The sequence below is a fragment of the Robertmurraya korlensis genome, assembly GCF_023715225.1.
In the GTDB taxonomy this organism is placed as follows: domain Bacteria; phylum Bacillota; class Bacilli; order Bacillales; family Cytobacillaceae; genus Robertmurraya_A.
Genome location: NZ_JAMBNS010000014.1, coordinates 59952 through 82952, shown reverse-complemented (window position 1 = coordinate 82952; position 23001 = coordinate 59952). Strand labels below are relative to the sequence as shown.

The 23001-nt window shown below is 33.7% G+C and carries 27 protein-coding genes; 10 read left to right on the top strand and 17 right to left on the bottom strand.

Annotated features, from left to right (window positions below; all coding sequences use genetic code 11):
* Positions 1 to 309 precede the first annotated feature (309 nt).
* The 7 genes from M3175_RS20885 to M3175_RS25200 form a co-directional block, all read right to left on the bottom strand.
* Positions 310 to 900 (bottom strand): PBECR4 domain-containing protein, encoded by a 591-nt coding sequence (locus tag M3175_RS20885; RefSeq protein ID WP_251523230.1) that lies wholly within the window; start codon positions 898 to 900, stop codon positions 310 to 312.
* Positions 901 to 1296: 396 nt separating this feature from the next.
* Positions 1297 to 1827 carry a hypothetical protein gene (locus tag M3175_RS20880; protein WP_251523228.1) on the bottom strand — a complete coding sequence of 177 codons (531 nt, stop codon included), beginning with the start codon at positions 1825 to 1827 and terminating at the stop codon, positions 1297 to 1299.
* A gap of 223 nt (positions 1828 to 2050) precedes the next feature.
* On the bottom strand, positions 2051 to 2320 hold the full coding sequence (locus tag M3175_RS20875; protein WP_251523226.1) for a type II toxin-antitoxin system RelE/ParE family toxin: 270 nt from the start codon (positions 2318 to 2320) through the stop codon (positions 2051 to 2053).
* Entirely contained in the window at positions 2283 to 2744 is a 462-nt protein-coding gene (locus M3175_RS20870) for an AbrB/MazE/SpoVT family DNA-binding domain-containing protein (protein ID WP_251523224.1), read from the bottom strand. Before M3175_RS20870 ends, M3175_RS20875 begins: the two co-directional genes overlap by 38 nt.
* A 356-nt stretch (positions 2745 to 3100) precedes the next feature.
* The gene (locus M3175_RS20865) at positions 3101 to 4918 is read right to left on the bottom strand and encodes an ABC transporter ATP-binding protein (protein WP_251523222.1); all 1818 of its coding nucleotides are present in this window, start codon (positions 4916 to 4918) and stop codon (positions 3101 to 3103) included.
* A gap of 251 nt (positions 4919 to 5169) precedes the next feature.
* A complete protein-coding gene (locus M3175_RS20860) occupies positions 5170 to 5709 on the bottom strand; it encodes a hypothetical protein (protein WP_251523220.1) in 540 nt (179 codons plus the stop codon).
* Positions 5710 to 5724: 15 nt separating this feature from the next.
* Entirely contained in the window at positions 5725 to 6234 is a 510-nt protein-coding gene (locus tag M3175_RS25200) for a MauE/DoxX family redox-associated membrane protein (RefSeq protein ID WP_371321715.1), read from the bottom strand.
* Between the two features lie 199 nt (positions 6235 to 6433).
* Here M3175_RS25200 and spoIID point away from each other — a divergent pair, with 199 nt between their 5' ends.
* Positions 6434 to 7450: a stage II sporulation protein D gene (gene spoIID, locus M3175_RS20855; RefSeq protein WP_251523218.1), complete on the top strand. Its 1017-nt coding sequence runs from the start codon at positions 6434 to 6436 to the stop codon at positions 7448 to 7450.
* Between the two features lie 472 nt (positions 7451 to 7922).
* Here spoIID and M3175_RS20850 read toward each other — a convergent pair whose 3' ends face one another.
* The 7 genes from M3175_RS20850 to M3175_RS20820 form a co-directional block, all read right to left on the bottom strand.
* Entirely contained in the window at positions 7923 to 8606 is a 684-nt protein-coding gene (locus M3175_RS20850) for a DUF421 domain-containing protein (protein WP_097159208.1), read from the bottom strand.
* A 23-nt stretch (positions 8607 to 8629) separates the two neighbouring features.
* The gene (locus tag M3175_RS20845) at positions 8630 to 9208 is read right to left on the bottom strand and encodes a CBO0543 family protein (RefSeq protein WP_251523216.1); all 579 of its coding nucleotides are present in this window, start codon (positions 9206 to 9208) and stop codon (positions 8630 to 8632) included.
* A gap of 233 nt (positions 9209 to 9441) precedes the next feature.
* Positions 9442 to 10959, bottom strand: coding sequence for a phospholipase D-like domain-containing protein (locus M3175_RS20840; RefSeq protein WP_251523214.1), 1518 nt, complete (start codon positions 10957 to 10959; stop codon positions 9442 to 9444).
* Between the two features lie 97 nt (positions 10960 to 11056).
* On the bottom strand, positions 11057 to 12442 hold the full coding sequence (locus M3175_RS20835; protein WP_251523213.1) for a S8 family peptidase: 1386 nt from the start codon (positions 12440 to 12442) through the stop codon (positions 11057 to 11059).
* Between the two features lie 119 nt (positions 12443 to 12561).
* Positions 12562 to 12888, bottom strand: coding sequence for a hypothetical protein (locus M3175_RS20830; protein WP_009336493.1), 327 nt, complete (start codon positions 12886 to 12888; stop codon positions 12562 to 12564).
* 131 nt (positions 12889 to 13019) lie between these two features.
* On the bottom strand, positions 13020 to 13367 hold the full coding sequence (locus M3175_RS20825; RefSeq protein ID WP_251523211.1) for a spore coat protein: 348 nt from the start codon (positions 13365 to 13367) through the stop codon (positions 13020 to 13022).
* A 13-nt stretch (positions 13368 to 13380) separates the two neighbouring features.
* Positions 13381 to 13653: a hypothetical protein gene (locus M3175_RS20820; RefSeq protein WP_034298115.1), complete on the bottom strand. Its 273-nt coding sequence runs from the start codon at positions 13651 to 13653 to the stop codon at positions 13381 to 13383.
* 735 nt (positions 13654 to 14388) lie between these two features.
* Here M3175_RS20820 and M3175_RS20815 point away from each other — a divergent pair.
* From M3175_RS20815 to M3175_RS20775, 9 genes are all read left to right on the top strand, one after another.
* On the top strand, positions 14389 to 14592 hold the full coding sequence (locus tag M3175_RS20815; protein WP_191777334.1) for a DUF1657 domain-containing protein: 204 nt from the start codon (positions 14389 to 14391) through the stop codon (positions 14590 to 14592).
* Positions 14593 to 14673: 81 nt separating this feature from the next.
* Entirely contained in the window at positions 14674 to 15147 is a 474-nt protein-coding gene (locus M3175_RS20810; RefSeq protein ID WP_251523209.1) for a YhcN/YlaJ family sporulation lipoprotein, read from the top strand.
* A 17-nt stretch (positions 15148 to 15164) separates the two neighbouring features.
* A complete protein-coding gene (gene spoVAC, locus M3175_RS20805; protein ID WP_251523207.1) occupies positions 15165 to 15644 on the top strand; it encodes a stage V sporulation protein AC in 480 nt (159 codons plus the stop codon).
* Positions 15644 to 16663 (top strand): stage V sporulation protein AD, encoded by a 1020-nt coding sequence (gene spoVAD / locus M3175_RS20800; protein WP_251523205.1) that lies wholly within the window; start codon positions 15644 to 15646, stop codon positions 16661 to 16663. The genes spoVAC and spoVAD overlap by 1 nt, the downstream gene beginning before the upstream one ends.
* Positions 16660 to 17010 carry a stage V sporulation protein AE gene (spoVAE, locus tag M3175_RS20795; protein WP_031537032.1) on the top strand — a complete coding sequence of 117 codons (351 nt, stop codon included), beginning with the start codon at positions 16660 to 16662 and terminating at the stop codon, positions 17008 to 17010. Before spoVAD ends, spoVAE begins: the two co-directional genes overlap by 4 nt.
* 12 nt (positions 17011 to 17022) lie before the next feature.
* Complete coding sequence (locus tag M3175_RS20790) at positions 17023 to 17229, top strand: DUF1657 domain-containing protein (RefSeq protein ID WP_251523203.1); 207 nt, start codon at positions 17023 to 17025, stop codon at positions 17227 to 17229.
* 31 nt (positions 17230 to 17260) lie between these two features.
* A complete protein-coding gene (locus M3175_RS20785; RefSeq protein ID WP_251523201.1) occupies positions 17261 to 18121 on the top strand; it encodes a DUF421 domain-containing protein in 861 nt (286 codons plus the stop codon).
* A gap of 614 nt (positions 18122 to 18735) precedes the next feature.
* Positions 18736 to 19323 (top strand): YitT family protein, encoded by a 588-nt coding sequence (locus M3175_RS20780; RefSeq protein ID WP_116354726.1) that lies wholly within the window; start codon positions 18736 to 18738, stop codon positions 19321 to 19323.
* A gap of 294 nt (positions 19324 to 19617) precedes the next feature.
* A complete protein-coding gene (locus M3175_RS20775; RefSeq protein ID WP_160549868.1) occupies positions 19618 to 20055 on the top strand; it encodes a hypothetical protein in 438 nt (145 codons plus the stop codon).
* Between the two features lie 264 nt (positions 20056 to 20319).
* Here the strand turns inward: M3175_RS20775 and M3175_RS20770 are convergent, their stop codons facing one another.
* The 3 genes from M3175_RS20770 to M3175_RS20760 all read right to left on the bottom strand — a co-directional run bounded on the left by M3175_RS20770 (position 20320) and on the right by M3175_RS20760 (position 22986).
* Entirely contained in the window at positions 20320 to 20751 is a 432-nt protein-coding gene (locus M3175_RS20770) for a cell wall hydrolase (protein ID WP_251523199.1), read from the bottom strand.
* Positions 20752 to 20828: 77 nt separating this feature from the next.
* A complete protein-coding gene (locus M3175_RS20765; RefSeq protein ID WP_251523197.1) occupies positions 20829 to 21911 on the bottom strand; it encodes a Ger(x)C family spore germination protein in 1083 nt (360 codons plus the stop codon).
* Positions 21904 to 22986, bottom strand: a complete 1083-nt coding sequence (locus M3175_RS20760; protein WP_251523195.1) for a GerAB/ArcD/ProY family transporter — start codon at positions 22984 to 22986, stop codon at positions 21904 to 21906. The genes M3175_RS20765 and M3175_RS20760 overlap by 8 nt, the downstream gene beginning before the upstream one ends.
* Positions 22987 to 23001: the final 15 nt, after the last annotated feature.

Genomic DNA, 23001 nt, shown 5'->3' with positions numbered 1-23001 from the left:
CCCTTGAATTTTTAAGTTCTTATTACTTCCGAATGGTTCAAAACATGATTTGAATCGTTCGGAGGGGATGAGAGGTATCTCAAGTTATGCAAATTATGATTCCATAAAACGCCTAAATTTCTCCAAATAAGTGATGGGAAAGATAGGGTGAAGCAAACGTAACTAATTCCAGGATTCTTGCTGCCATTCGTTGATTAAGAAATGCGGTTCGTAATGAACAAAAAGGGTATCGGTATTTCCGACCCCTTGTAACCTATTCCCAATATGTTTAATTTCAATGATTTACAACCTTACATAATAACCCTTATGTTAATCAATATCGACCGTTATATTTTTAACAGTTAATTGAGTTCTTTGGTCAATATGCTTATTGTCATTACGGTCATAAAACGTTTTTGGATAGTAAAAATCTGAATTAGGATCCTTATCTAGTCCTAAATGTAAAAAAGTATTATTTAGTTGGTTGTAGAGAATAATATCAAGAGATAGAGATGTATTTAATCCTTGGTCTGAAAATATTATAACCGTTGGATTATTTACTATTTGATAAACGAACGGAAAGTAAAGCATCCGATTCTTTTTGGAATTAAACCATTGTTTATTTGTTTTTTTAAGGAAGTCGAATGTAAGTGTACCATTTTCCAAACATTTATATCCTTTTTCTCCCGAATAGTCATGTTTGTTCTTTAACCTTTGTACAACATACTGAATCCCCAACATATGACATAAGTGTTTCTCGTTAAATCGGAGTTTTACAAACGGCCGGTTTGGATCATCTAGTTCGAATGTAAAAAGTCGATCACATAGGTGTTCTTTATAAAATAATTGTATCATCTGTAATGATATATCTTTTAACGCTGGTTTTGCGCTAATTGTAAGTAAATCCGTAGTAGATAACATCTATAATTTCCCCTAAAAATAAAAATTGACCCTGGAAAAAACTCCAAGGTCAATTATACATTCAATTTCTAGGTAAATATACTGTTTTTTAATGGTGAATGGAACAGGAAGGAATCCCTGAACTGGATATATCATGGTATCTTTCACGCCCCCATGCGGGATGTAGAATCACCCTTCTACATTAGTTAGTTAGTATCAACTACATTTCATATTATATCCGGACATACACTAATTTACAAGGGTAAACTACAGATTTTAGTAACCAATTGTTACATTTTCTTTGTTTTTCTTTAATTACAGTAGTTTTTCTTACTTTTTCTTTAAAACTAGTTACAGTAACAGGATTAAAGACTTTGATTTCCTTAGTAATTATACCTGTTTTAAGAAAGTACGGTATTATCGCTTGATTACGTTTAACACTCTCTGGTGATATTCTGGATCCTCTTCTTCTACGTCATATATAATGTGACGATCTACCACACTATTTAACGAAGAATAGTCATAATGATCTGTCCAGCTAACAAAAAATACTTTTTGTGGTCGCTTATAAGTCAGTAAATCATCTAATAATTCTTGCATGTTGTTGGATTTCATCGCCGAATCTAATGGATATAATATTGCGTAATCAATATTATGAGGGGTGTTTCTCCAGGTAGTTGTTTTAAGCGAATCGAAAAACAATTTGTTGTTCCCTGTTCTATAACCTACTCCGGATTTGTAATTTGCGTTTGGTTCCTCTAAAATTGTCCCAAGATTTTGCAAAGCATTTACTCTCAATAAAATATTGCTGTGTTCAGCATACTTAGCAACGGTTCTTAAAGCCAAAACATGCTTCTGGTATTGATGTGTTCCGGTAATTAAAACACACTTTTCATCCGAATTCATAAACTCGTCCAAATGTTCTTGCGCCTTAACTAACGTATTCATTAGGTTCCTCCTCCCGTCACGACTAATTATATCGTGTTTTTATTACATAACTACATTTTTGAAGCAACTGAGACACCAAATATGTTGGGTGAAGCTATCAAGGAAGAGCATATAAAGTGTTATCAAATTATTGTACAGTCTATTTAATACATCTTAAACAAGTAAACAACGTTTCAAAACAATAAAAAGGTGTCCGGTTATTCGTTCGGACACCTCTACTTTGCTATCTGTTCACATATCGCTTAACTTCATCATAGAAATTTTCTCTTGTTCCTGCATATAGAAAGACAACATGATTATCTTCTTGGTAATATGCATAACAAATTCTTAATTCATGACCTTTAAATTTAAAATCTAGAGATCGAAACTCTTTTAAATCGCCTTTTAATTTAGTACCGATTAAAGGGTCATTTACAATTTCCTGTCGTTTCTTAATTAGTTCTGAATATAAGTGCTTATTTTTCTTCTCGGTTTGCTTCAGAATTTTCTCCATCTTCGGTGTTAAAGAATATGTCGAGGCCATTAAAATCGTCTCCTTCATCTGCCTCCGACACCGTATCACTTGTCATATCATTTAGAAACTCTTCAATCCTACGATCAAGAACTTTATTATACTCTTTGACACGGCGAGAAAACTCGTCTGCCAACTCATCACCAGTGTAACCTTCATTCACTACGTTACGCAGAATAATTTCGACATCAATTTCTTGAAGTGATTGTTTCTTTTCCGGTTTAATCAGTATTCCATCGTCTAATAAAATTGCGTGGACTGTTTCTTCGATTCCTAAATAATCAAAATAAGCTTTTGGTATCGTGAGTTGCCTTTTAGATGTTATTTTTATATCCCTAGACTCACGAATATTTTCAAGGTCGCCGAACCCATTTAAAATATTTACTTTCGCCATTTTAGTATCCATCCATTCTATTCCCTGTCATTCGCCTAATTCACTATTCGACAATTTTCTTTTATCTATGTTTTGTTATTTTTTATGTTTTTTTCTCTTTATTTTTTGTTTTCTTATAAATTTTATCTATTCTGCATCTGCTAGGCTTCTATGTTCTTATTTCGACTATTTTATGATCTGCGATAATTTTTTGTTCGGCTATTTGATATATTATTGTGACTAGTCCTTACTTAGTAAGGATACATTAATAATATACGCATTTTCTCTAAAAATCAATCCTTACTTAGTAAGGAAATGTAAAAAAGACATCTTTAATTTAGATGCCTCTACTTTTTCTCAATTTTGATTTCACGGGGTTACCTCGCCTTTTATACGCTTTTATACATAGAGTCCATGGTCTTCGGTTCATAGTACCATTTGGCTTGGGAATTAAACATTTCATAATAAATACTTTTCTTAATTATTAATTCATCATGACTTCCCATTTCAACAATTTTCCCATCCTTCATTACAATTATCTTATCAGCAAGTCTAGCTGCTGCCATTCTATGGGAGACAAATATGGTGGTTTTATTAATTGATAATTCGTAAAATTTTTTATATACTTCTAATTCTGATATTGGGTCTAGAGCTGATGTAGGTTCATCTAAAACAACTATTTCGGTATCTCTATATAGTAGCCTTGCTAGTGCAATTTTCTGCCATTGGCCACCAGATAAATCTTCACTTTCAGGAAATAATTTACCTAATCTAGTTTCATAACCATATTTAAATTTGGATGCAATATGCTCTATTCCGTTTTTCCATATGGATTCTTCAAATTTACCAGGATCTATTTTATTAATATTTCCAAGTTGGATGTTTTCTCTAATAGTTAACGCATACTTAGTGAAATCCTGGAAAATAACTGATATATTTTCATGCAAGGACGAATGATTTATAGTTTTAATCTCTTTATCATCGTAATAAATTTGACCATCTTTTTCTTTATAAAGACCTATTAGGCATTTTATTAAAGTTGATTTACCAGATCCATTTTCTCCAATAATAGCTATTTTTTCACCCTTCTCAATAGAAAATGTGATGTTATTAAGTACGGGAGTATCACTTTGAGGGTAGGAGAAGCGTAAATTTTTTACATATATTCCTTTCTCCAAATTAAATTTTGACATTTCGCGGTTATCAATTGATTGGATGCATCCTGTTGGAATTGCTAAAAAATCAAATAAATCCTTTATGTATAGTCCCTGTTCAAAGAGATCTGCAAGACTCGTTGATATGTTGTTTATACTCTGTTGTGCACCAAGTATTGCTTGGCCTGTAGCAACAAAGTCACCAATATTTAACCTATTATTTTTTAATAACCATACTACTATTCCAGCTCCTCCTCCGTATAACAGTCCAGATACTGTATCTAATAGCATATTAGCGTATTTTTCTTTTTTTATTAGAGATAACATTGAATTACTATTTTCCATAAATAGATTACTCCATTTATTCATTAGATACTTGTCTACACCGAGTATCCTTACCTCCTTATTACTAACTTTATTAGATATTAGTGAAATTAAATAGTTTGCTTCTCGTGCTAAAGGAGTTTGATATAACATTAAACCAAATCTCCTTGATCCATATTTATACTGCACAATAAAGATTGGAATTGATGCAATTAAGCTTAGTAAAACGAGACTCCAATGTATAATAAATAAGTATGAAACTAATGAAATAAGACTAATGGATGATCTAAAAATGTTCAGTATGCTCTTAATTGGTGAAAGAATATGAAAACCATTTATATTCTTAACACGATAAAACTGGTTGTAAAATTCCGTCATGTCAAAATACTCATACGGTAATTCTATGGCTTTCTTAGATATTTCACTATTTAAATGGTGATTTATTTTAACCTCCATTTTTGCATCTAATATTTCATTTGAGTGCTGTAAAACTGATTGAAATGAAGTATTAATAAGTTGGAGTATAAGAAGAACTAATACTCTCGAATAGTCATCAGTTTTAGTCTGTATAAGGATAGATACACTATTAATTAGTTGAGTTGTAATCCATAAAGTAACAAGTGGTGCTAGTCCAAGTAGAATCCTTAAACAAATTGAATAAATTACCCAAGAGTAATCTATTTTCCAAACAAGTTCAAGTGTTTTGTAAAAATGATTATTCTTTTTCATATTATCCACCCCTAAGAGTAAAAAAACCAAGGATTATAATAACCCTTGGTTTCTTCAATACTAACATTCGCAAGTTGATGCCCAAAGTACACCGCATCCAGTATACCATTCTCTTAAACTTTTAATACCACCAACACCACAAGGTCTATTATAGTTACAATAAGAGTAACTAGAACCTCCACAATCACTTTCAGGCATAATCTCCAAAAGATTTTCGTTTCCCATAATTATCACCTCCTTTCAATTTGTTTTTAGGAAACTCTTTTTGTTTCACTAAACGAAACCAATAAATCAAAATCATTTTTAGTATTAACTAATCCTTTTTGAAGGATTTTCCCCTGACTAGAAACCAGGTATGCAAATGGGAACCCTTCAAACCCAAAGTTGCCCATTTCTTTAATATGTAGGAGAGCAATAGTTTCAGGATGTAGGCTATATTCATTTATAAGTTCGTTAATGTCTTCTTTTCTTGTAAATGATAAATTAAGTAGTTGATATTCTGGAAATAGATTTTTGAATTGCGAAAGAACTGGATAAACGCTTTTGCAGGCATCACATCCATAAGAAGTACCAACAATAATTGTTCCTTTAAAACTATTTTGGTTTATGGATATTTTATTACTACTTATTGTAGAAATGGTTTTGAACGGATAAGTCCCTCCAGACGGAAATCCATCATTAGACTTTATTAAAGTTTTTCTTCTTTGAGATTTTGAAATTAGAGAATATAGCCTTATTACCATATAAGTTAGTGTAATAAGTAGTACCCATTGAATTGTTAAAGAAACCAAAAAACTCCCCCCTGCCTATTTAAGTTTAGAAGACAAGTTATTATAAGAGACCAGTAATAAGTATATACACATAATTCCTATTGAAGAGGAAATAGCATCCAGAATTGTTCTATAGCTTGCTATTTCAATGCCTGATGGTTCTTTATTAATAAATTGAATGATGCATAAAATAAATAATATTAATGATTTAATGATAGTGTTAAACCCAAGCTTTTCTTCTGATATTGAACCAAAACAATTGCAATCAATTGATTTTCCATTAATTATCATTTTAATTGAAAGATAGAAAAATACGGATGTAAGTATTGTGATAATTAAAGAAGCTAATAATCTTGTTTGATTAAATAATATTAATCCAGAAATTAAGAGTTCTATAAAGACTACTCCAGAAGAGACTAAGGTAAGGTATTTATTCTTGAACCCAATTTTACTAATAGTAGTTTTAAAATTTGAGTATTCTAGAACTTTTATAGTTCCAGAAATAAGAAATACTAAACTTAAAAAAATTTGAGTGTATATAAGCAACAAATCATCCCTTCCATAATTTTCTATGTATATTAATTCTATAAATTACAAAAATATCCTTTTTTTAAAAATATATTTTTTTAAAAATGGTACTTTTTTACTAAAAATAATGGATAAAATTCCCTTATCTTTGTAATTACGTTCTAAAGATTTATTCAGATTTGTATAAATAAGTAAAAATAATTTATGGGGGCAATCTATGAAAAATTTTTACTTATCGGTAATATCCATTTTAATATTAGTACTAGTTATTCCCTCAATTATTGTGTTAGGGTTTTCTACTGAAAATAAGGCTGAAGTGGTAAGCAAGGATAAAGAGATTATTACAGAAGATAAACATCCATCTGAAGAAGAGGTAATACCTGTATCTGTTTTGAGAACTAGTACTAATGAAATTGAGGATACAACATTAGAAAACTATGTTCGAGGTGTACTAGCAGCTGAGATGCCAGTTAACTTTGAGCTTGAGGCTTTAAAAGCACAAGCAGTTGCTGCAAGAACCTTTACCATAAAAACTTTATTAAACCCTGATTTAAGTAAACTACCACCTGGTACTGATATAACTGATTCTACCCTTCATCAAGTTTATAAAAGTAATAATGATTTAAAAATTACCTGGGGTAGTAAATATGATGAAAATATAAAGAAAATCAACAATGCCATCAATGAAACTAGAGGACTTATTATGACCTACAAAGATCAACCTATAGATGCCTCTTTTTTTTCTACTAGTAATGGATATACAGAGAACTCAGAAGAATATTGGTCCAATACCATTCCTTATTTAAGGAGTGTACCTAGTCCCTGGGACAGCAACTCTCCTGTATATCAAGATAGTAAGACGCTTACTGTTGAAGATTTTCAAGAGAAACTAGGTGTTAAAATAAATAGTAGTGGAGATTTAAGTAAAATAGTTCGTACTTCAAGTAACAGAGTATCTACTGTTGATATAAATGGTAAATTATTTAGTGGCAAGGAAATCAGAGAAATGTTAGGACTACGTTCCACAGATTTCACCTTAGAACTTGAGGGAACTAACATAATTGTAAATACAAAGGGAAATGGACATGGAGTTGGCATGAGCCAATATGGAGCAAATGGTATGGCTAAACAAGGGAGAAACTTTAAGGAAATCTTGAATTACTACTACCAAGACATTGAAATAGAAGATATAAATACAAATCAAACAATAATCGAAGCAGTTGCCAAGAGATAAATTATTTCTTATTAAAGCCAGCATAATTGCTGGCTTTTAAATTGGTATTAAATCTTAAATATAAAAATGCTATATAGGTGGAGTTTGGAAAGGAAATTTCGGAGATTACCAAAATTAATTAGATGGAACTTATTATAAATGTGGCATTCAGGAACAAATAATGGCCAGGACAATTGAAGTCTTGGCCATTATTCTTTATTAAGAAAGTTTCTTGAAGTTCGGAACTGCATTAGGATTCATTTTAAGTATGTAGTTAATTAAACTCTCTCTATCAACAAGCTTTACGTCTAATTGGGGTAGCGTCAGGAAAGTGCGGATTTACAACGTTAAGGAAATCAAAATATAAAAAGTCTAATTTCTCGGTGTTATAAGTGAAAAATTAGGCTTTAGTTACTTCATTAAAGCGCCTGATTGTTGAAGACTAAAGTTTATATTCACCAAGAAAATTGATGTGCTCTTATCCTAACAAATTTTATTTAGGACTTACATGTATGCCTTCACTCTCTCGCCAATCTGCGTAAAGTATACGCTTTACATTATCATATCCATTGGTAGTTAATTGGTTATCTAACCACTGTTGATCAAATCCGAGTTCATGTAAATTATCCCATAAAATTTCCCCATCTATAATTAACGATGTTGGGAGGTCTACTGGACTTTCTGGAAGATTGAGATCTTGCTTGTCTGGTTTTTGATACTTGGATTTTAATAATAAACTTATTTGCCCATTAGCTTCCAATATACCGTATTTGACTTCGCGAACTGAAAAGACATTATTTTGACGGAGTATACTCAATACTTGATTTACATCCAATTTGTTCTTTGTAAGTAACTTTCTGTCCATAACACCATCTCGAATGATGATGTTAGGATTGCCTAATAAGAGAGAACGTGTCGATTTATTTTTTAGAGTCATAAACTCTATTCCCAACATAAGAAACGTCCACAATCCGATGGCATATAAAAAATGAAAAATCCCTACCTTATCTTCATAAATGGTATTTCCTAAAAAATCTCCAAGTACTAACACAAAAACTAAGTGAAACGGGGTTAACTGATAGATGGATGTTCTGCCTGTTATGATAATGATAAAAAATAAAGTTGCAAAACCAACGATGACTTTGATCGTCAGTAAACCAATATTGACTTCTTCCAAAGTTTTTTCCTCCAATTTAAATTTTACTTAGTTGTAAGATCTTGAGGTTTAGATAAAGAGGCTAGTTTTAGTATTAAAGCTCGAGTTACAATTCCAACAATGATGTAATATATGAATGAATATCTGTATCTCCACTCTAAATAATTAACAAGTTTGACCCACTCGCAAAAGGGTTCACCTATATAGGCATATGTTAGTGCCATAATGATCTGGGCTAAAATAAAAGATTTCCATCTTCTAAAATATTGATATAACAACATGTAAGCTACAGGTACCATTGAAAAATCAAAAGGAAAGGCCCTAGGAATAAAAGGTAGGAATGCAATGGGGTAATCCCAAAAACTGTATTGTGCACCAACTACATCTAATAAGGTTGTTGTCAAGATAATTATGGTACCAAATAACAAAATTTCTAAAATAATGTCTCGTTTAACAAGTTTAGCCCATATAACCCAAGGCACAACTAAAAAAACGACTAGTATCCACCATTCCCAAGTTAAAAACTCATTTTTTAGCCAACCATTTAATTCTAAATGATAGAGCTTATCTTCTAATAAACGTATTTCCTTAAGATTTTCAAATATATTATCTATTGATATCACCTCTATATTTAAATGAAAAGGTAACAGATATTTTTGAATTCAAACTCTTTGAGCTGCCTTTTTAGTATTACCGTTTTTTAGTAATGAATTTCCATCGTAAATAAGAAAAAACCCATGTTGGAAGTTCTTATAATACACGGGTTTTCGACTTTTTTTTTAATAAGTCAGAAATATATTAAAAACAAAGTTAAATCTAGATTTAAGATAGAACAATAAAAACAGGATACATCAACTTATAATAATGGAGAAAGCAGACGAGCACCTTGTTCAAAAATGCGCTCGGTCAGGGATCGTTGCAACAAGTCTTCAATTCTTAATGGTACAGAATCAGTAAGATCCCCCTCGAACTGCTCTGTGAGTTCTCTTGCCACATCAGCACTGTACACGACTTGACACACCTCATAATTCAGGCGAAAACTTCTCATATCATAGTTTGCTGCGCCTACTTCTGTAACCTCCTCATCTATGATCATCACCTTCGCATGTAACATTCCTTTGTCATACTGGTAGATTTGGACCCCAGCTTCTATAAGTTCCCCGTAAAAAGTACGGCTTGCATAGCCCACAATTTTTTGGACAATATGGCGAGGAACCAGCAATCTTACGCGCACACCACGAGCCACAGCTGTTTTTAACGCCATGATAATATCTGTTTCTGGTACAAAATAGGGTGTTGTTATATCAATAGTCTTGGTCGCCTGTGTTATACATATAAAGTAAGCTTGACGAATAACTGGGGTAGGAATTCCAGGGTTTCCTTCCAACGTATGGATGTACGCTTTTTGCAATTCTCCTGTCTTTGTTTGGGTATTGTCTGTTTTACCTTCTATAGGCCATAACTCAGATCCTAATTCGGCAGACCATCTTGAAAGATCTATGCTGCCGGTTGGATTGATTTCCTTTGATTTATATTTTGGGATTTTAGTGGCCTTTTTCGTTGCCTCAGATTTTGTTTTTGACTTTATCCGTTCTGGTACAGCGATATTCCAATGAACGTCGAAGATAGTCTGCAAGTCGCCTGTTGCTTCCCCTATAATTTGCAAATGAGTGTCCCTCCAAAATCCTACGTCTGGCTTTAATCCTGTATATTCATATCCTACGTTCATGCCACCAGTAAAAGCTTTATTTCCGTCGACCGTGACAATCTTACAATGGTCCCGATAATTCCAATTGGATAAAATCCAGGGAAAGCGTAAAGGAAATATTATCCGGCATTCTATCCCTGCTTCCACCATCTGAAGGATTTTTTGATTCGGAAATGTTTTACTCCCCCAACCATCTCTAATAAAACGAACCCGCACTCCATTTACTGCTTTTTCGATCAGCAGTTCTGAGATGTGATTACCAATTTGGTCGTTCCGATAGATGAAATATTCCAGATCAATGGTTTTTTGGGCTTTTTGTAGGGATTCGATAAGTTGTTCATATTTTGCTATTCCATTGTTTAGTACGTGGACTTTGCCGACTCGAAGCCCGCCTACAGTAAAATACCTTAAAGCATCGGCGATTATCGATGCTGAATCAGTATATGTATCAGGTAATTTATCAGACTCATTATGAGAAGAGGTCAATCTTTTCCGATGAATAATCTTGGGATTTGATGTGCTAAGATATAGCCAGAAACCAATGATAGGCAAAACAAGGACGATTATTATCCAATTCAAAGCCTTGGCAGGACGACGAACTTCCCAAATAGCTATGAATAACATAAAGAACGTATTTAACAGGTATAGATAAAAAATCCACTCCAACTAAAATTCCCTCCTTAGTTTTTCCATTATCATGTACAAACAATGTACACCATGTAGAAGTTTTATAACAACGAAAAGCAACGGTTTCAAAAAGGGATTATTGCCTTTTGCTTTGGGCATCTTCCAATCCATTCTTTACATTAATTAAGCCACTACCAAATTCGTGATCAGTTCCAGGGATTCCTAAATCATAAGTAGAATTCTTAATAATGTCTATTACTTCTTGGTTCGTTAAATTAGGGTTTACTGAAAGCAAAAGACCTGCTAGTCCTGCTACATGAGGTGAAGCCATAGAAGTACCTGAAAGGGCAGCATACTGCTGGTTAAAATAGGTGCTCGGAATTTGAACTCCGGGAGCTGCAACATCGATATAATCTCCATAATTTGAGAAAGGGGCACGTTGTCCGGTGTAACTTACGGCGGCGACACTTAGAACCTTAGAAAAAGCAGCTGGATAGCTCGGCTGCATAGTATTTTCATTTCCTGCTGCAGCAATCAAGACAACATTTTTACTGTATGCATAATCGATTGCCCCTTTTAAAAGGGAAGAATGCTGATAATTGCCTAAACTCATATTAATGACATCGGCTCCATGATCCACTGCCCAAAAAATCCCTTTTGCTATATCAAAGGTCGTCCCATGCCCTTCGGCACCCATTGCTTTTATAGGCATTATTTTGTTATACCAAGTGATGCCTGCAACACCTTCATGGTTGTTTGTTTCCGATGCAATGATTCCTGCTACATGGGTGCCATGCCCGTTGTCATCATCAGGGAAATTATTATTCAACAGTACATTATAACCATTTGTAATTCGTCTTCTCAAATCAGGATGGTCCAGATCAACGCCAGTGTCTATAACAGCAATAATGATATGTTCATCCCCTTTGGTGATATCCCAGCCTGCTTCTGCTTGAATTGCCGATAAGTTCCATTGGTATTGTTCTCTATATAGCAAATCATTAGGAAGTCCAATTTGATTTTGCAGATAAAGATAATTGGGTTCAGCAAATTCAACCATAGCCTGTCTGTTAAAATATTCAATAAGTTCCTTGGTCGAAAGCGTATTAGAACGAAAAACAATCGTAGAATTTAGCTTTTTAATGATAGTGCCATTTATCTCCTGTGTTATCCTTTTTATTTCCTTTGTTGAGGGAAGAGTCTTGAATGTAACGTTTACTTCTTTCTTAATATAATGACTCTCAGTTTTTTCATTGTGTTTAATTAGAAAAACGGAAGGATCATTTTTTAATTGATTCTTGATGGTTTGACCCATGGAAAGGCTGTTTATTTGAAGAACATTTTTTTCGTTTTCAACATTTTGGACATTGGTTATAGGGGGATTAAATTTGTTTTTGACAGCAACTGTTTTATTTTCGGGATTCTCTTTGTTTCTTGTATTTGGTACTATGAATAATAACCCTATGGGTAGAAGAATAAGTACGGAAACAGTAACCAATAAGGACTTTCGTAATTTTGTCATGAGACACCTCTATAAATTTGTTATTAGAAAATGCTGCAATATAAGTATTAAATTTCTTATTAACATCCTTGAATCTTGATACATAAAGAACACCGTTTGAGAACAAACGGTGTATAAACTTATTCATCAATAGTATCTGGATCTGTTGCGTCTTCAGGATCTTCAATTGATTCTTCTGTATCAGGGGTGACATTATGTTCATCAATAGTATCTGGATCTGTTGCGTCGATCGGATCTTCAATTGGTTCTTCTGTATCAGGGGTGACATTATGTTGATCAATAGTATCTGAATCTGTTGCGTCGATAGGATCTTCAATTGGTTCCTCTGTCCCTGGAGTTACATCCTCCGGTGGTGGATTATTATCGTCATCTCCATTATTACACCCTAATAACAAGAAAATTGAAAGAAAAACCGTTGATAAAAGTTTCATCCACTTAAGATTCATCTTACCGCCGCCCTTTCGATTGTTGTAAATTCTAAATTATTTTCTAGGTTGGTTAACAACTAACCAACCTTTTGTCTCGCATAACTATTGTTGTTTTACCTTGAGTTTATTCTTCTTGAACACGTGTTCTTTTATTGTATTACATTACCTCTATATGGATCTTGACTTTGCATGTAGTTAGAAAATTGCTGAACCGATTGTTGAATAGTTTGTGGAGTTTCTTTTTCCAAACCGTACCATCCGTTTTTAAACATTAAGTTATATAGATTGCGGTGACAGTCTTCTGTTTCTTGGGAAACAGACGCTATTGTACGATACAACGATTCAGGGCTAGCTTCTTTTAATGCAGTCGAGTATGAGGAAGATATATATTTTTCCGTAGTTAAGGCATCGTTTAGAAAATCTCTATCGTTCATTTGCGGCGTCTTAGGGACTGGTGTTTCAGGATTTTTAATCCTGTTTGGAGTATTATTTTCCACTATAGTTTCCTCCTTATTGATTCATATTTTGTGAAGGTTGAGTTACATACTGTTGCATCTGTTGAAGCAGCTGTTGATAGTGTCGATCATGCATTTGTCCAGCTTGTTCAAGTGCTGCTCTTACTTCGGGATTTTGACATTGTTGAGCGAAAAAATGCATTTTCTTCATCGCAAGTAAATTCCAGCTTAACATATCGTTTACATAGAGATGATCCTTTGTTGACATTATTTCAGGCGGTTGTGTCATTAAAGCTTGTGCTTGTTGATTATTCATACCCGTCTGCATTTGTTGCATGATGTTTCCTCCTTGTTAACAATGTTGTAATCACTTGGGTAGATTGCCACACAGCGGTCAAAAATATGCAGGTATTTTAGACTGGTTTTAAAGACTCCCCCACCTCTAGATAGCATTAAATACTCCCCACCTATACGCAGGTGGGGAGTATTTGTGGCTAAACTAAATATTAATTTATCCTATTCCAGACCCTGTTTAAATCTAAGGGGACATAGACTTTATCACCATGAATTTCCTTATGTATGATAGGATTGGTAAAACTTTTATCTAAATAATTTTCAATTATTTTCTTATGTCTAGCTCGTGGTTTTGTTCCTAAAATATTTTCAGTATAGTCCTTGTACATTACTAATGTATACCTCGCTTTTTTCACCATTTTCTTGTTTATTGAAAAAATATTAATGAGACAAACAAATTGTAAAATACTCCATTGACAAGTCCTTCACTGTGTTTGAAAAGGAATTCCCTGCAATGTAACAATTTCCAAGACACCTAGTAACTACGAATAAATTTTCTGTATTTTAATCCGTTTATTAATAACTTAATTGTCCATTTTCACTATCCTCCTCTCATCGCTTTTTCTTACATGTGTATCTTTTCCAAAAGCAGTGGAAAATTACATATCTAAATTTTTAAATATTTAAAGTCTGATAAAATTCAATGAATAAAAATCTTTTTATACAGCAATCTAATAAAGGTCAAAATAAAATATAGGAGGCGTTATTCATGACAGTCATCAGTGACGTTAAAACAGCTTTAGCCGGATTAAAAAGCGCTCAAGCTAGCTTTGAAACATTTGCTCTTAGTACAGATAATGAACAAGCAAAGCAACTGTATCAAGATGCGGCTAAACAAACTCAATCTGTAGTTGATAGCATTTCACCACGAGTTCAACAAATTGAACAAGAAGAACCTCAATACAAACAATAATCTTTATGCGATACAAAAGGTTGGTTCGATATTGACCAACCTTTTTCTCGATTTTGAAGAGATAAAACATGAGGTGATTTTATGAAAGACAACATAACTAAATTAAAAATTTTCATTTTATTACTAACCATCATTGGATTAGGTTCAGGATGTAACGAAAATCAGAATCAAATGGGTTATAACAATAAAGATTTGAGTATTTCACAAGTACATACTAGCAAGCCAATCGATCAATCTGTCGCCAACCAAGCTAAAGAAAAGATGATTACTAAGGATGAAATTACAGATGTAAGGGCTGTGAATACAGATAAGGAGCTTTTAGTAGCGATAAAGGTAGAAAATTTCAATCGTTTTCGATTAAAAAGTATCGAGAAGACAGTAAAGTCTGACTTAGAAAAAATGTATCCGAATCATAAAGTCGTCGTTTCGACGGATAAAAAAATGTTCTGGGAACTCGAAAAAATAGAACAAAGACTGCAAAAAAACAATATGAATAAGAAAAGCTTAAAAAAAGATTTGCAAAAACTTGAAAGTATTCTAAAGGAACAGACGTAAAGAGGAAGGATCGAGCTATGTCAAATAATCAAAAGAAACAATTAACTCCTGTCCAACAGGAATACCAGGAATTACAAAAACAACGTGAAATAAAAAGACCGGTTGTAACAAATTGTATTAAAGCCTTTCTAACAGGTGGTCTCATCTGTCTTATTGGTCAGCTTATTCAAGACTTTTACATCTATTATTTTAATTTTACAGAGCAAACGGCCGGAAATCCGACGGTAGGTACTTTAATTTTTATTACGATGCTTCTTACCGGTTTTGGAGTATATGATCGAATGGCCCAATTTGGGGGAGCAGGGACAGCTGTACCCGTAACTGGTTTTGGTAATGCGGTCATATCACCTGCCATTGAACATCGAACCGAAGGACTTGTACTGGGCGTAGGCGGCAATATGTTTAAACTAGCCGGTTCTGTCATTTTATTTGGTGTGTTTTCTGCTTTTGTCATCGCCTTAATTAAAACAATTTTAATCAGATGGGGGGCGTTATAATGCTTGCAGGTCATCGTACATGGGTTTTCGAACAAAAGCCTGTGATTATTTCCACTGGAACAGTAGGTGGACCATTTGAAGCAGATGGAGCTATATCGGAAGATTTTGATCTTCTTCATGCCGATTTATGGCTCGGACAGGATTCCTATGAAAAAGCACATAAAGTTTTTTTTGAAGAAGCTTGTCAAAAGGCAATGGAAAAAGGAGAAATACAAAAGGAACAGGTTCAGTTTCTTCTCGCAGGGGACTTGATCAATCAGATTACTCCCACAAGTTTCGCTAGTCGAACCATTGGAGCTCCTTATTTTGGTTTATTTGGTGCTTGTTCTACCTCTATGGAAGGATTGGCTCTAGGTGCTTATATTATTAATACAAAGGGGGCTAAATATATATTAACAGGGGCTTCGAGTCATAACACAGCTGTTGAAAAACAGTTTCGTTATCCGACAGAATATGGAGGACAAAAACCACCTACTGCACAATGGACGGTTACTGGTGCTGGTGCGGCCCTTTTAAGTGATTCTGGGGATGGACCGAGTGTCACTTCTGCTACGATAGGCCGTGTGATTGATATGGGACTGACCGATCCATTTAATATGGGAGGGGCTATGGCACCAGCTGCTGTTGATACGATTGAAGCGCATTTAACGGAAAGAAACATTGATCCCTCTTATTATGATTTAATCGTCACTGGGGATCTTGGCAAGATAGGGCGTGAAGTTTCCCTTGATTTATTTAAAAAGCATGGAACTTCCATTAGTGAAGGACAATTCCAAGATTGTGGACTTATGATTTATCGGAAAGGACAACCAGTCCTTGCAGGGGCAAGTGGGGCGGGGTGTTCAGCAACAGTAGTCTATGGTCATTTATTAAATCGCATGAAAAAAGGCGAATTTAAAAGAATGTTAGTAGTGGCCACTGGTGCTTTATTATCACCTCTTTCTTTCCAGCAAAATGATACGATTCCTTGTATCGCTCATGCGGTATCGATTGAATACGGAGGTGAACAATCATTATGACCTACTTTTGGGCTTTTACCGTAGGTGGTTTGATTTGTGTCATTGGGCAAATTATGTTTGATGTGTTTAAACTAACTCCGGGACATACGTTAAGTACCCTTGTAGTAGTGGGGGCCATTTTAGATGGGTTTGGATTATATGAACCCTTGATTGACTTTGCTGGTGCAGGAGCTACCGTACCTATTACAAGCTTTGGGAATTCCCTTGTACATGGGGCCATGCAAGAGGCAGAACAACATGGGTTAGTTGGTGTGCTCACAGGAATGTTTGAAGTGACCAGTTCAGGAATTTCTGCAGCCATTATTTTCGGCATGATAGGGGCTCTAATTTTTAAACCAAAAGGATAAGGAGAATCTAGGATGACAGTAGGATCAGATGTCAAACAATGTTTTGTCAGTTTAAAAGGAGTAGAAGCAAGTCTTTCAAGTTTAGCATTACGGACTCTAGATGATGATTCGAAATGTTCATTACATGAAACCATGATGGTTGTACATGAAGTAGTCACGGATTTAAAAAAACGAGTTGGAGAATTAGAACAAGAGGAATTTCAGTACAAAGGTTTTTAAGAGATATAATTTTTATAGGGGGTGTTAAGTGGTGCCTGAATGGTTAGATATTGCCGTAAGGTCAATATTCTTTGTTGTTGTTTTATTTTTTATTACAAAATGGTTAGGGAAAAAGCAAATCTCTGAATTATCTTTCTTTGAATATGTAACTGGTATTTCCATTGGAAGTATAGGTGCTGAAGTTGCTATGGGACTGGAACGGAACATTTTTCATGGAATCATTGGAATTGTCATTTTTGCAGCAATACCCTTTTTATCTGGTTTGCTTTCCTTAAAAAGTAAAAAGTTCCGTGATTTTGTAGGAGGAACAGGAACTGTCTTTATAAAAGATGGGAAAATCATGGAAGATAATTTAAAAAAGGAAAGATACACGACAGATGAATTATTAGAATTACTTCGTAAGAAGGATGTTTATCAGGTGTCTGATGTAGAATTCGCTGTATTAGAGGCAACAGGGGATTTATCCGTCATGTTAAAGAAAGAAAACCAACCATTAACAGCAAAGGATCTAAACTTGACGGTTGCTTCAATTAAAGAGTCTCAGACTGTTATTATGGATGGTGTGATAATGGATGAACCACTTGCGACGATTGGACGAAGCCGTGCTTGGTTACACACTGAATTAGAAAAACTTGGTGTAACGGTAGAAAATGTTTTTCTTGGACAAGTTAATTCCTATGGAGAGTTAACAGTTGACCTGTTTGACGATCAATTACAAGTCGCATCTCCTCAAGAAAGACCTTTAATTCTTTCGACCATGAAAAAGTGCCAAGCAGACTTAGAGCTGTTTGCTCTTGGAACCGAATCAAAAGAAGCTAAGCAAATGTATAGTAAAAATAGTGAAAAACTACAAGAAGCTATTGATAAAGTGATGCCTATTTTAAATGGATAATGGTTTATTTCGCTATCTTGGATGATCTTAAGACACATAACAAAAAAGTAGTACCATTTTTTTATATAATATCATTAAGTCGAATCTTGAAAATAAAATCTTTGGAAAAATATTTTTTTAAAATTGATTCGGGTATATGTATATATAGAAAGTTTTTCTTCAGCCGTTAAATTTAAAAACGCTAGGAAATTTTTTCAACTAAATATTCTGCTACAAATGATGTAAATACTCTAGAAGGAAGTCGTGATACCTATTCGTTAGTAGGGAAAGAGCAGAAGTATCAAAATCGTATTTATGTTATCGCCTAGTGTAAAATAAAGGGAGTAAACTGGGAATGCACCTATATCATATATTATAATTGAATAAATTTAATGTCTATCTGCAAAAACTGCCTCACCTCGGGTAGTTTTTTTGTATCATTAATAGACATTTTCCTTTAAACAGGGTTACTTGACCTACAAGGGCTAGGGTTATTAGTTATCGTTTTTTTGCGCTTATGTTGCGTCTACTTGCACTTCAGAAGTTATATTCAGTGAAGTAAAAGTTGTCTATAATGCTAACGTTTTTGGCATATACATAGAACACGTCCATTTAGACAGGAGAGTTCTTAATAAATGCCATATTTTATGAAAGCAGTTGCTATTCTTGTAGGCAGCATGTCAATAGCGTTGGGAATAAATACTTTTTTAATACCAAACAAAGTTTTAGATGGCGGAATTATTGGCCTAGGTTTAATTATTAGTTATTTATTAAATACAAACGCCGGGTTCACGATAATGGTATTGAGCATCCCCATTTTTGCTCTAGCTTGGTTTAAGTATCGTTCATATTTTTTTAATAGTTTGCACGGTATGCTTTTATCATCATTTTTTATTGACCTTTTTCATAACGTTAATCAAGTTCCTATAAAATTTTCACCAATTCTTAGTTCATTTACAGGTGGTGTATTCATTGGTTTTGGCATTGGTCTTATGCTTCGCTTCGAGACAAGCACAGGTGGAACAGATTTATTAGCCCAGTACTTTTCTGAATTCATTAAAATTAATGTTGGGATCATCATTCTCATTATGGATGTTTTTGTTATTTGTCTTGGGGGTTTATTCGTTTCAACAGAAACTTTCTTTCTTTCGGCTATAACTATTTCATCTGGTGGAATAACTACAAGCCTTTGCACTTGGAATTTTAAAAGCAATGATTATTGACCAAGTAATTCCAATTAATAACAATTAGGCAACTGTCTAGTCATTGGACAATCGCGGAGCATATGATGAAATTGTTATTATCAAATAGGTAAAAATCACTAACAAGGATGTTTTAATAAAAGGTTTGTGTCATTTTGAATAATTTACTTTTGATAAGTCTATTATCAATTACCGGAGGCCACTTACCTTTTCATAACCAGAAGCATTAACGAAATTTACCTATTTGTACTTTTAAACATGTCGATTGTTTTTTGAATATTATGGATGAAAATTATGGTCGGGAGATGAAGAGGAGTGGAAGAAGTAGAAGAAATACAATATCGTGAAGAGTTGCTGAAATGGTGTGATAACATTTATTTGCATTGGGAAAGAATGAAACCAAGGTTTTCAAAATTATTTGATTTGAAGACCTTAGAGGAATGGGAAGAGTCATGTCGTGGGTTGAAAGAAAAATTACAGATAGATACAGAAGCTGATCTTGATGAATATCACACAGCAAAAAACTTATATGAACAGTGGGAAATGTTGTATGGAGAATCAATAAGTGGTAAAGAAGACGTTAATTCCGATGTGAGGGAAGGTGTGGAGTTGTCCACTCAATCTGATCGCGAAATCGAATTGTCGGATCGGGAAAGTGATAAAGAGGACGAACTTATACGGGTGACAATTAATTTGGAAATACCGAGACAGGATTTAAGGAAAATTTTATTAGACTATAAAATGGAAGTCTAGCCATCCCAAATAGAGAGGGGTCAATGGCCTATTTGTAATTCGTATAGGGGTACCGTCAGGAAAATGCGGATTTACAACGCTAAGCCTATTTTCCTGACGGTACCCCATATTTATCACCTCAAGATTTTCTTAATACAAGTTTAAATCAAAAAAGACTGTAAGCAAAACTCAATTTTCATGGGTTTGTCTACAGTCTGACTTAAGCTTGCTTAAGTTTCTTTTGTTTATTTTTCTTTACAATTTTCTTAGAGATTATTGTTATATTCAATAAACCCTATATACATCTGGACATTCGGATTCAACAGGTGAGTAGAAGCAATGAAGTTTATATCGGCCACTATTCCACTGATTCCACCACTGGGCAGGGCAAGTGCCATTCGGTCTAAAAAACCATAGTGCTCGTTCTGCTGGATGATGCCTTTCACCATTAATTATTCGTTCTGCTAATCTGATTTCTTTTTCTCTTGCCCTTTGATAAAAGTATGGATGGTGTACGGCTTCAAATCCTCCAGGGGACTGCCAAACCATTCGTTCTACAGAATTAATATCAACAAAATCTAAACACCTTACTCGTACTCTATTTACACAAACATTGGCGACTAATAACATTCCTTGCTCCCCTTCACCTTCTGCTTCCGCACGGATAAGTCTTGCTAGAAGTCTTTTATCAATATAACTTGCCTTTATTACAGCCATGATGCCCTCCTTTGCATAAACTAAGTCGTACTTAAATACTATTCATTCAAGCCATGATAAATACTTAGCAAGTTTTTTTATTTAACCATCCCGGTATCAATTATTTTAACGGTAACACTAGGGGTAACATTCACCCTGTCAATTGTCTTGGGCCAGTCCAAGTTTTTCCATGTTTGATAATCCATTTTTTGTTTTAAATACTTTCCTAAACCGAGGTTATCTATTTGATGTTCCTTCATAGTTTCCAATATATCTCGTATTTGATTTTCAATATTTTCTTGAATGTAATTCTCTAATGCTTCTATTTCTTTTTCATTAGTGATGTCTTTATTTCCTTGGTATTCCAGTAAGAAGCCTTTAAAATCAATTGACAACTTCACATCTATTTCTTCTTTATCTCCTAGTGTAACATCTATACTTCTTTTATTCGTTAAAAAACTAAATAATACTTTTTCTTCTTCGTTTTTAATTAATAAATCACCTTCTTTAAACTCTCCAGTTAGTAAAAAAAAGATTCTTGCTTGTATGGCTGGTATGGTTGTTTTTAACTGGTCACCACTAAATAACCCGATTCCGTCCGACATTATTCCGTCTTCCGATTGTAAAATAATAGGAGCAATAGGATCAATAGCATCGTCTAGGTAATCTTTTGCAAATTTATGTATATCCATTTCAGGAATTGTATTTAACCTTGCTTCTTTTTTTAGAAGATTTTCGATTACAGTGTCAACCATTTTATATTCTGGATAGTCCTTTGATAATAATTGTTTTGGATTGCTTTTTACTATTGACAGTTTTACTGTAGGTCTTGAAACAGGGTCTCGATAAAATGTGTCAATTAAATCCCATACTCCCTTTTCTGCTAGTTTCTCTCCAATTAAAATACTTCGAACTTGCCCGGAAACTAAATTTTTATCTGTTTTTTTACTTAAAAATATTCTTGATTCCTTCGAAGTTTCAACCACCGTAGTGATTGTCTGTTGTTTTAAGGTTTCTGCTACTGGTAGAGATATTGTCACTTCAAGTTTCCCTGAATTTTCTCCTTCTTCAATTAACTCATAACCTATTGTATGAATAAACCCTAACTCTTCTACAATTTTTTGGTCCCTACATCCCGGTAGTACCAACAATATTAGAATAATTAGTAAGATTCTAGACATGTTTTCTCCTTCTTTTTAAAAATATAATTGTCAATACTAACAGTGGTAAGAAAATGGATATTAGTATTTGAACTTTTGCTAATAAAGATAACAAAGAAGTAAGTTCATTTTTGGTGACAAATGGTAATGTCACTAAGTATCCAACTACCAATAATGCAAAAGCACTACGTTGAGCACTCCACATAACAACTCTTTTAAACGTAACTAAACTAATCCATATATACATCGTTATAGTAATTATTAACTTCAAATAAAATAATATAAAAAATCCGGAGTCCAATCGTTCAATAAAGTCAAATTCTATATACTGCAATAAATTTATTACGGGATAAACTTGATAATTTAATTGTTGGAAACTATTAAACCCGTAACAAAAAATCGTTACACTCAAATATAGTAATGTGGTATACAGGTGCCCCCAAAACACGTATTTAAAAACCTTTTTCTCTTTTTTTATGTAAGGAAACATGAATAGTGTTACTTCAAACCCTAGAAATGCTGTATATAACTCTATCATGCCTCCATAAAAGTCATTATGTTCATTAAAAACAAAGGTAGAAAATTGCAAAAAAGAGAAATCGGGAACAAAATAAATTAAAAGGAATATCATTGGTGCTGATAAGAAGAAAAACAATGTAGAGACGTGAGCAATTGTTACGATTCCACTTGTCACAAGGTAATACGTAAGAATTAATGTTAACAGTACAAACCATTGTATATTTGTTTGTGGAAAGTATAAAAACTTCATAACATGTACATATTGTTTTGCAACTGTAATGGAAAGAACGGACCAAAATATACTCAAACAAAGATACAAAGGTTTGGCAATAATATTCACCTTTGAAAAAGAAGTCTCGATTGTTTGAAAAATTGAACTTCCTTTATTAAAATAATAAATTCCAGCAATTAATCCAATTTGAATCATAGCAAAAACTGAAATGGGTATAATCATTAACCAACCATTATATCCAAAATAATTGGCTATCATGTTAGGTAACATAAAGAGCACTATACTCGTTTGAGTCATATAAGTAATAAAAAAGAGATAGAACGGTTTAAATTTTTCAGTTTGCATATAAGGCTCCCTCCT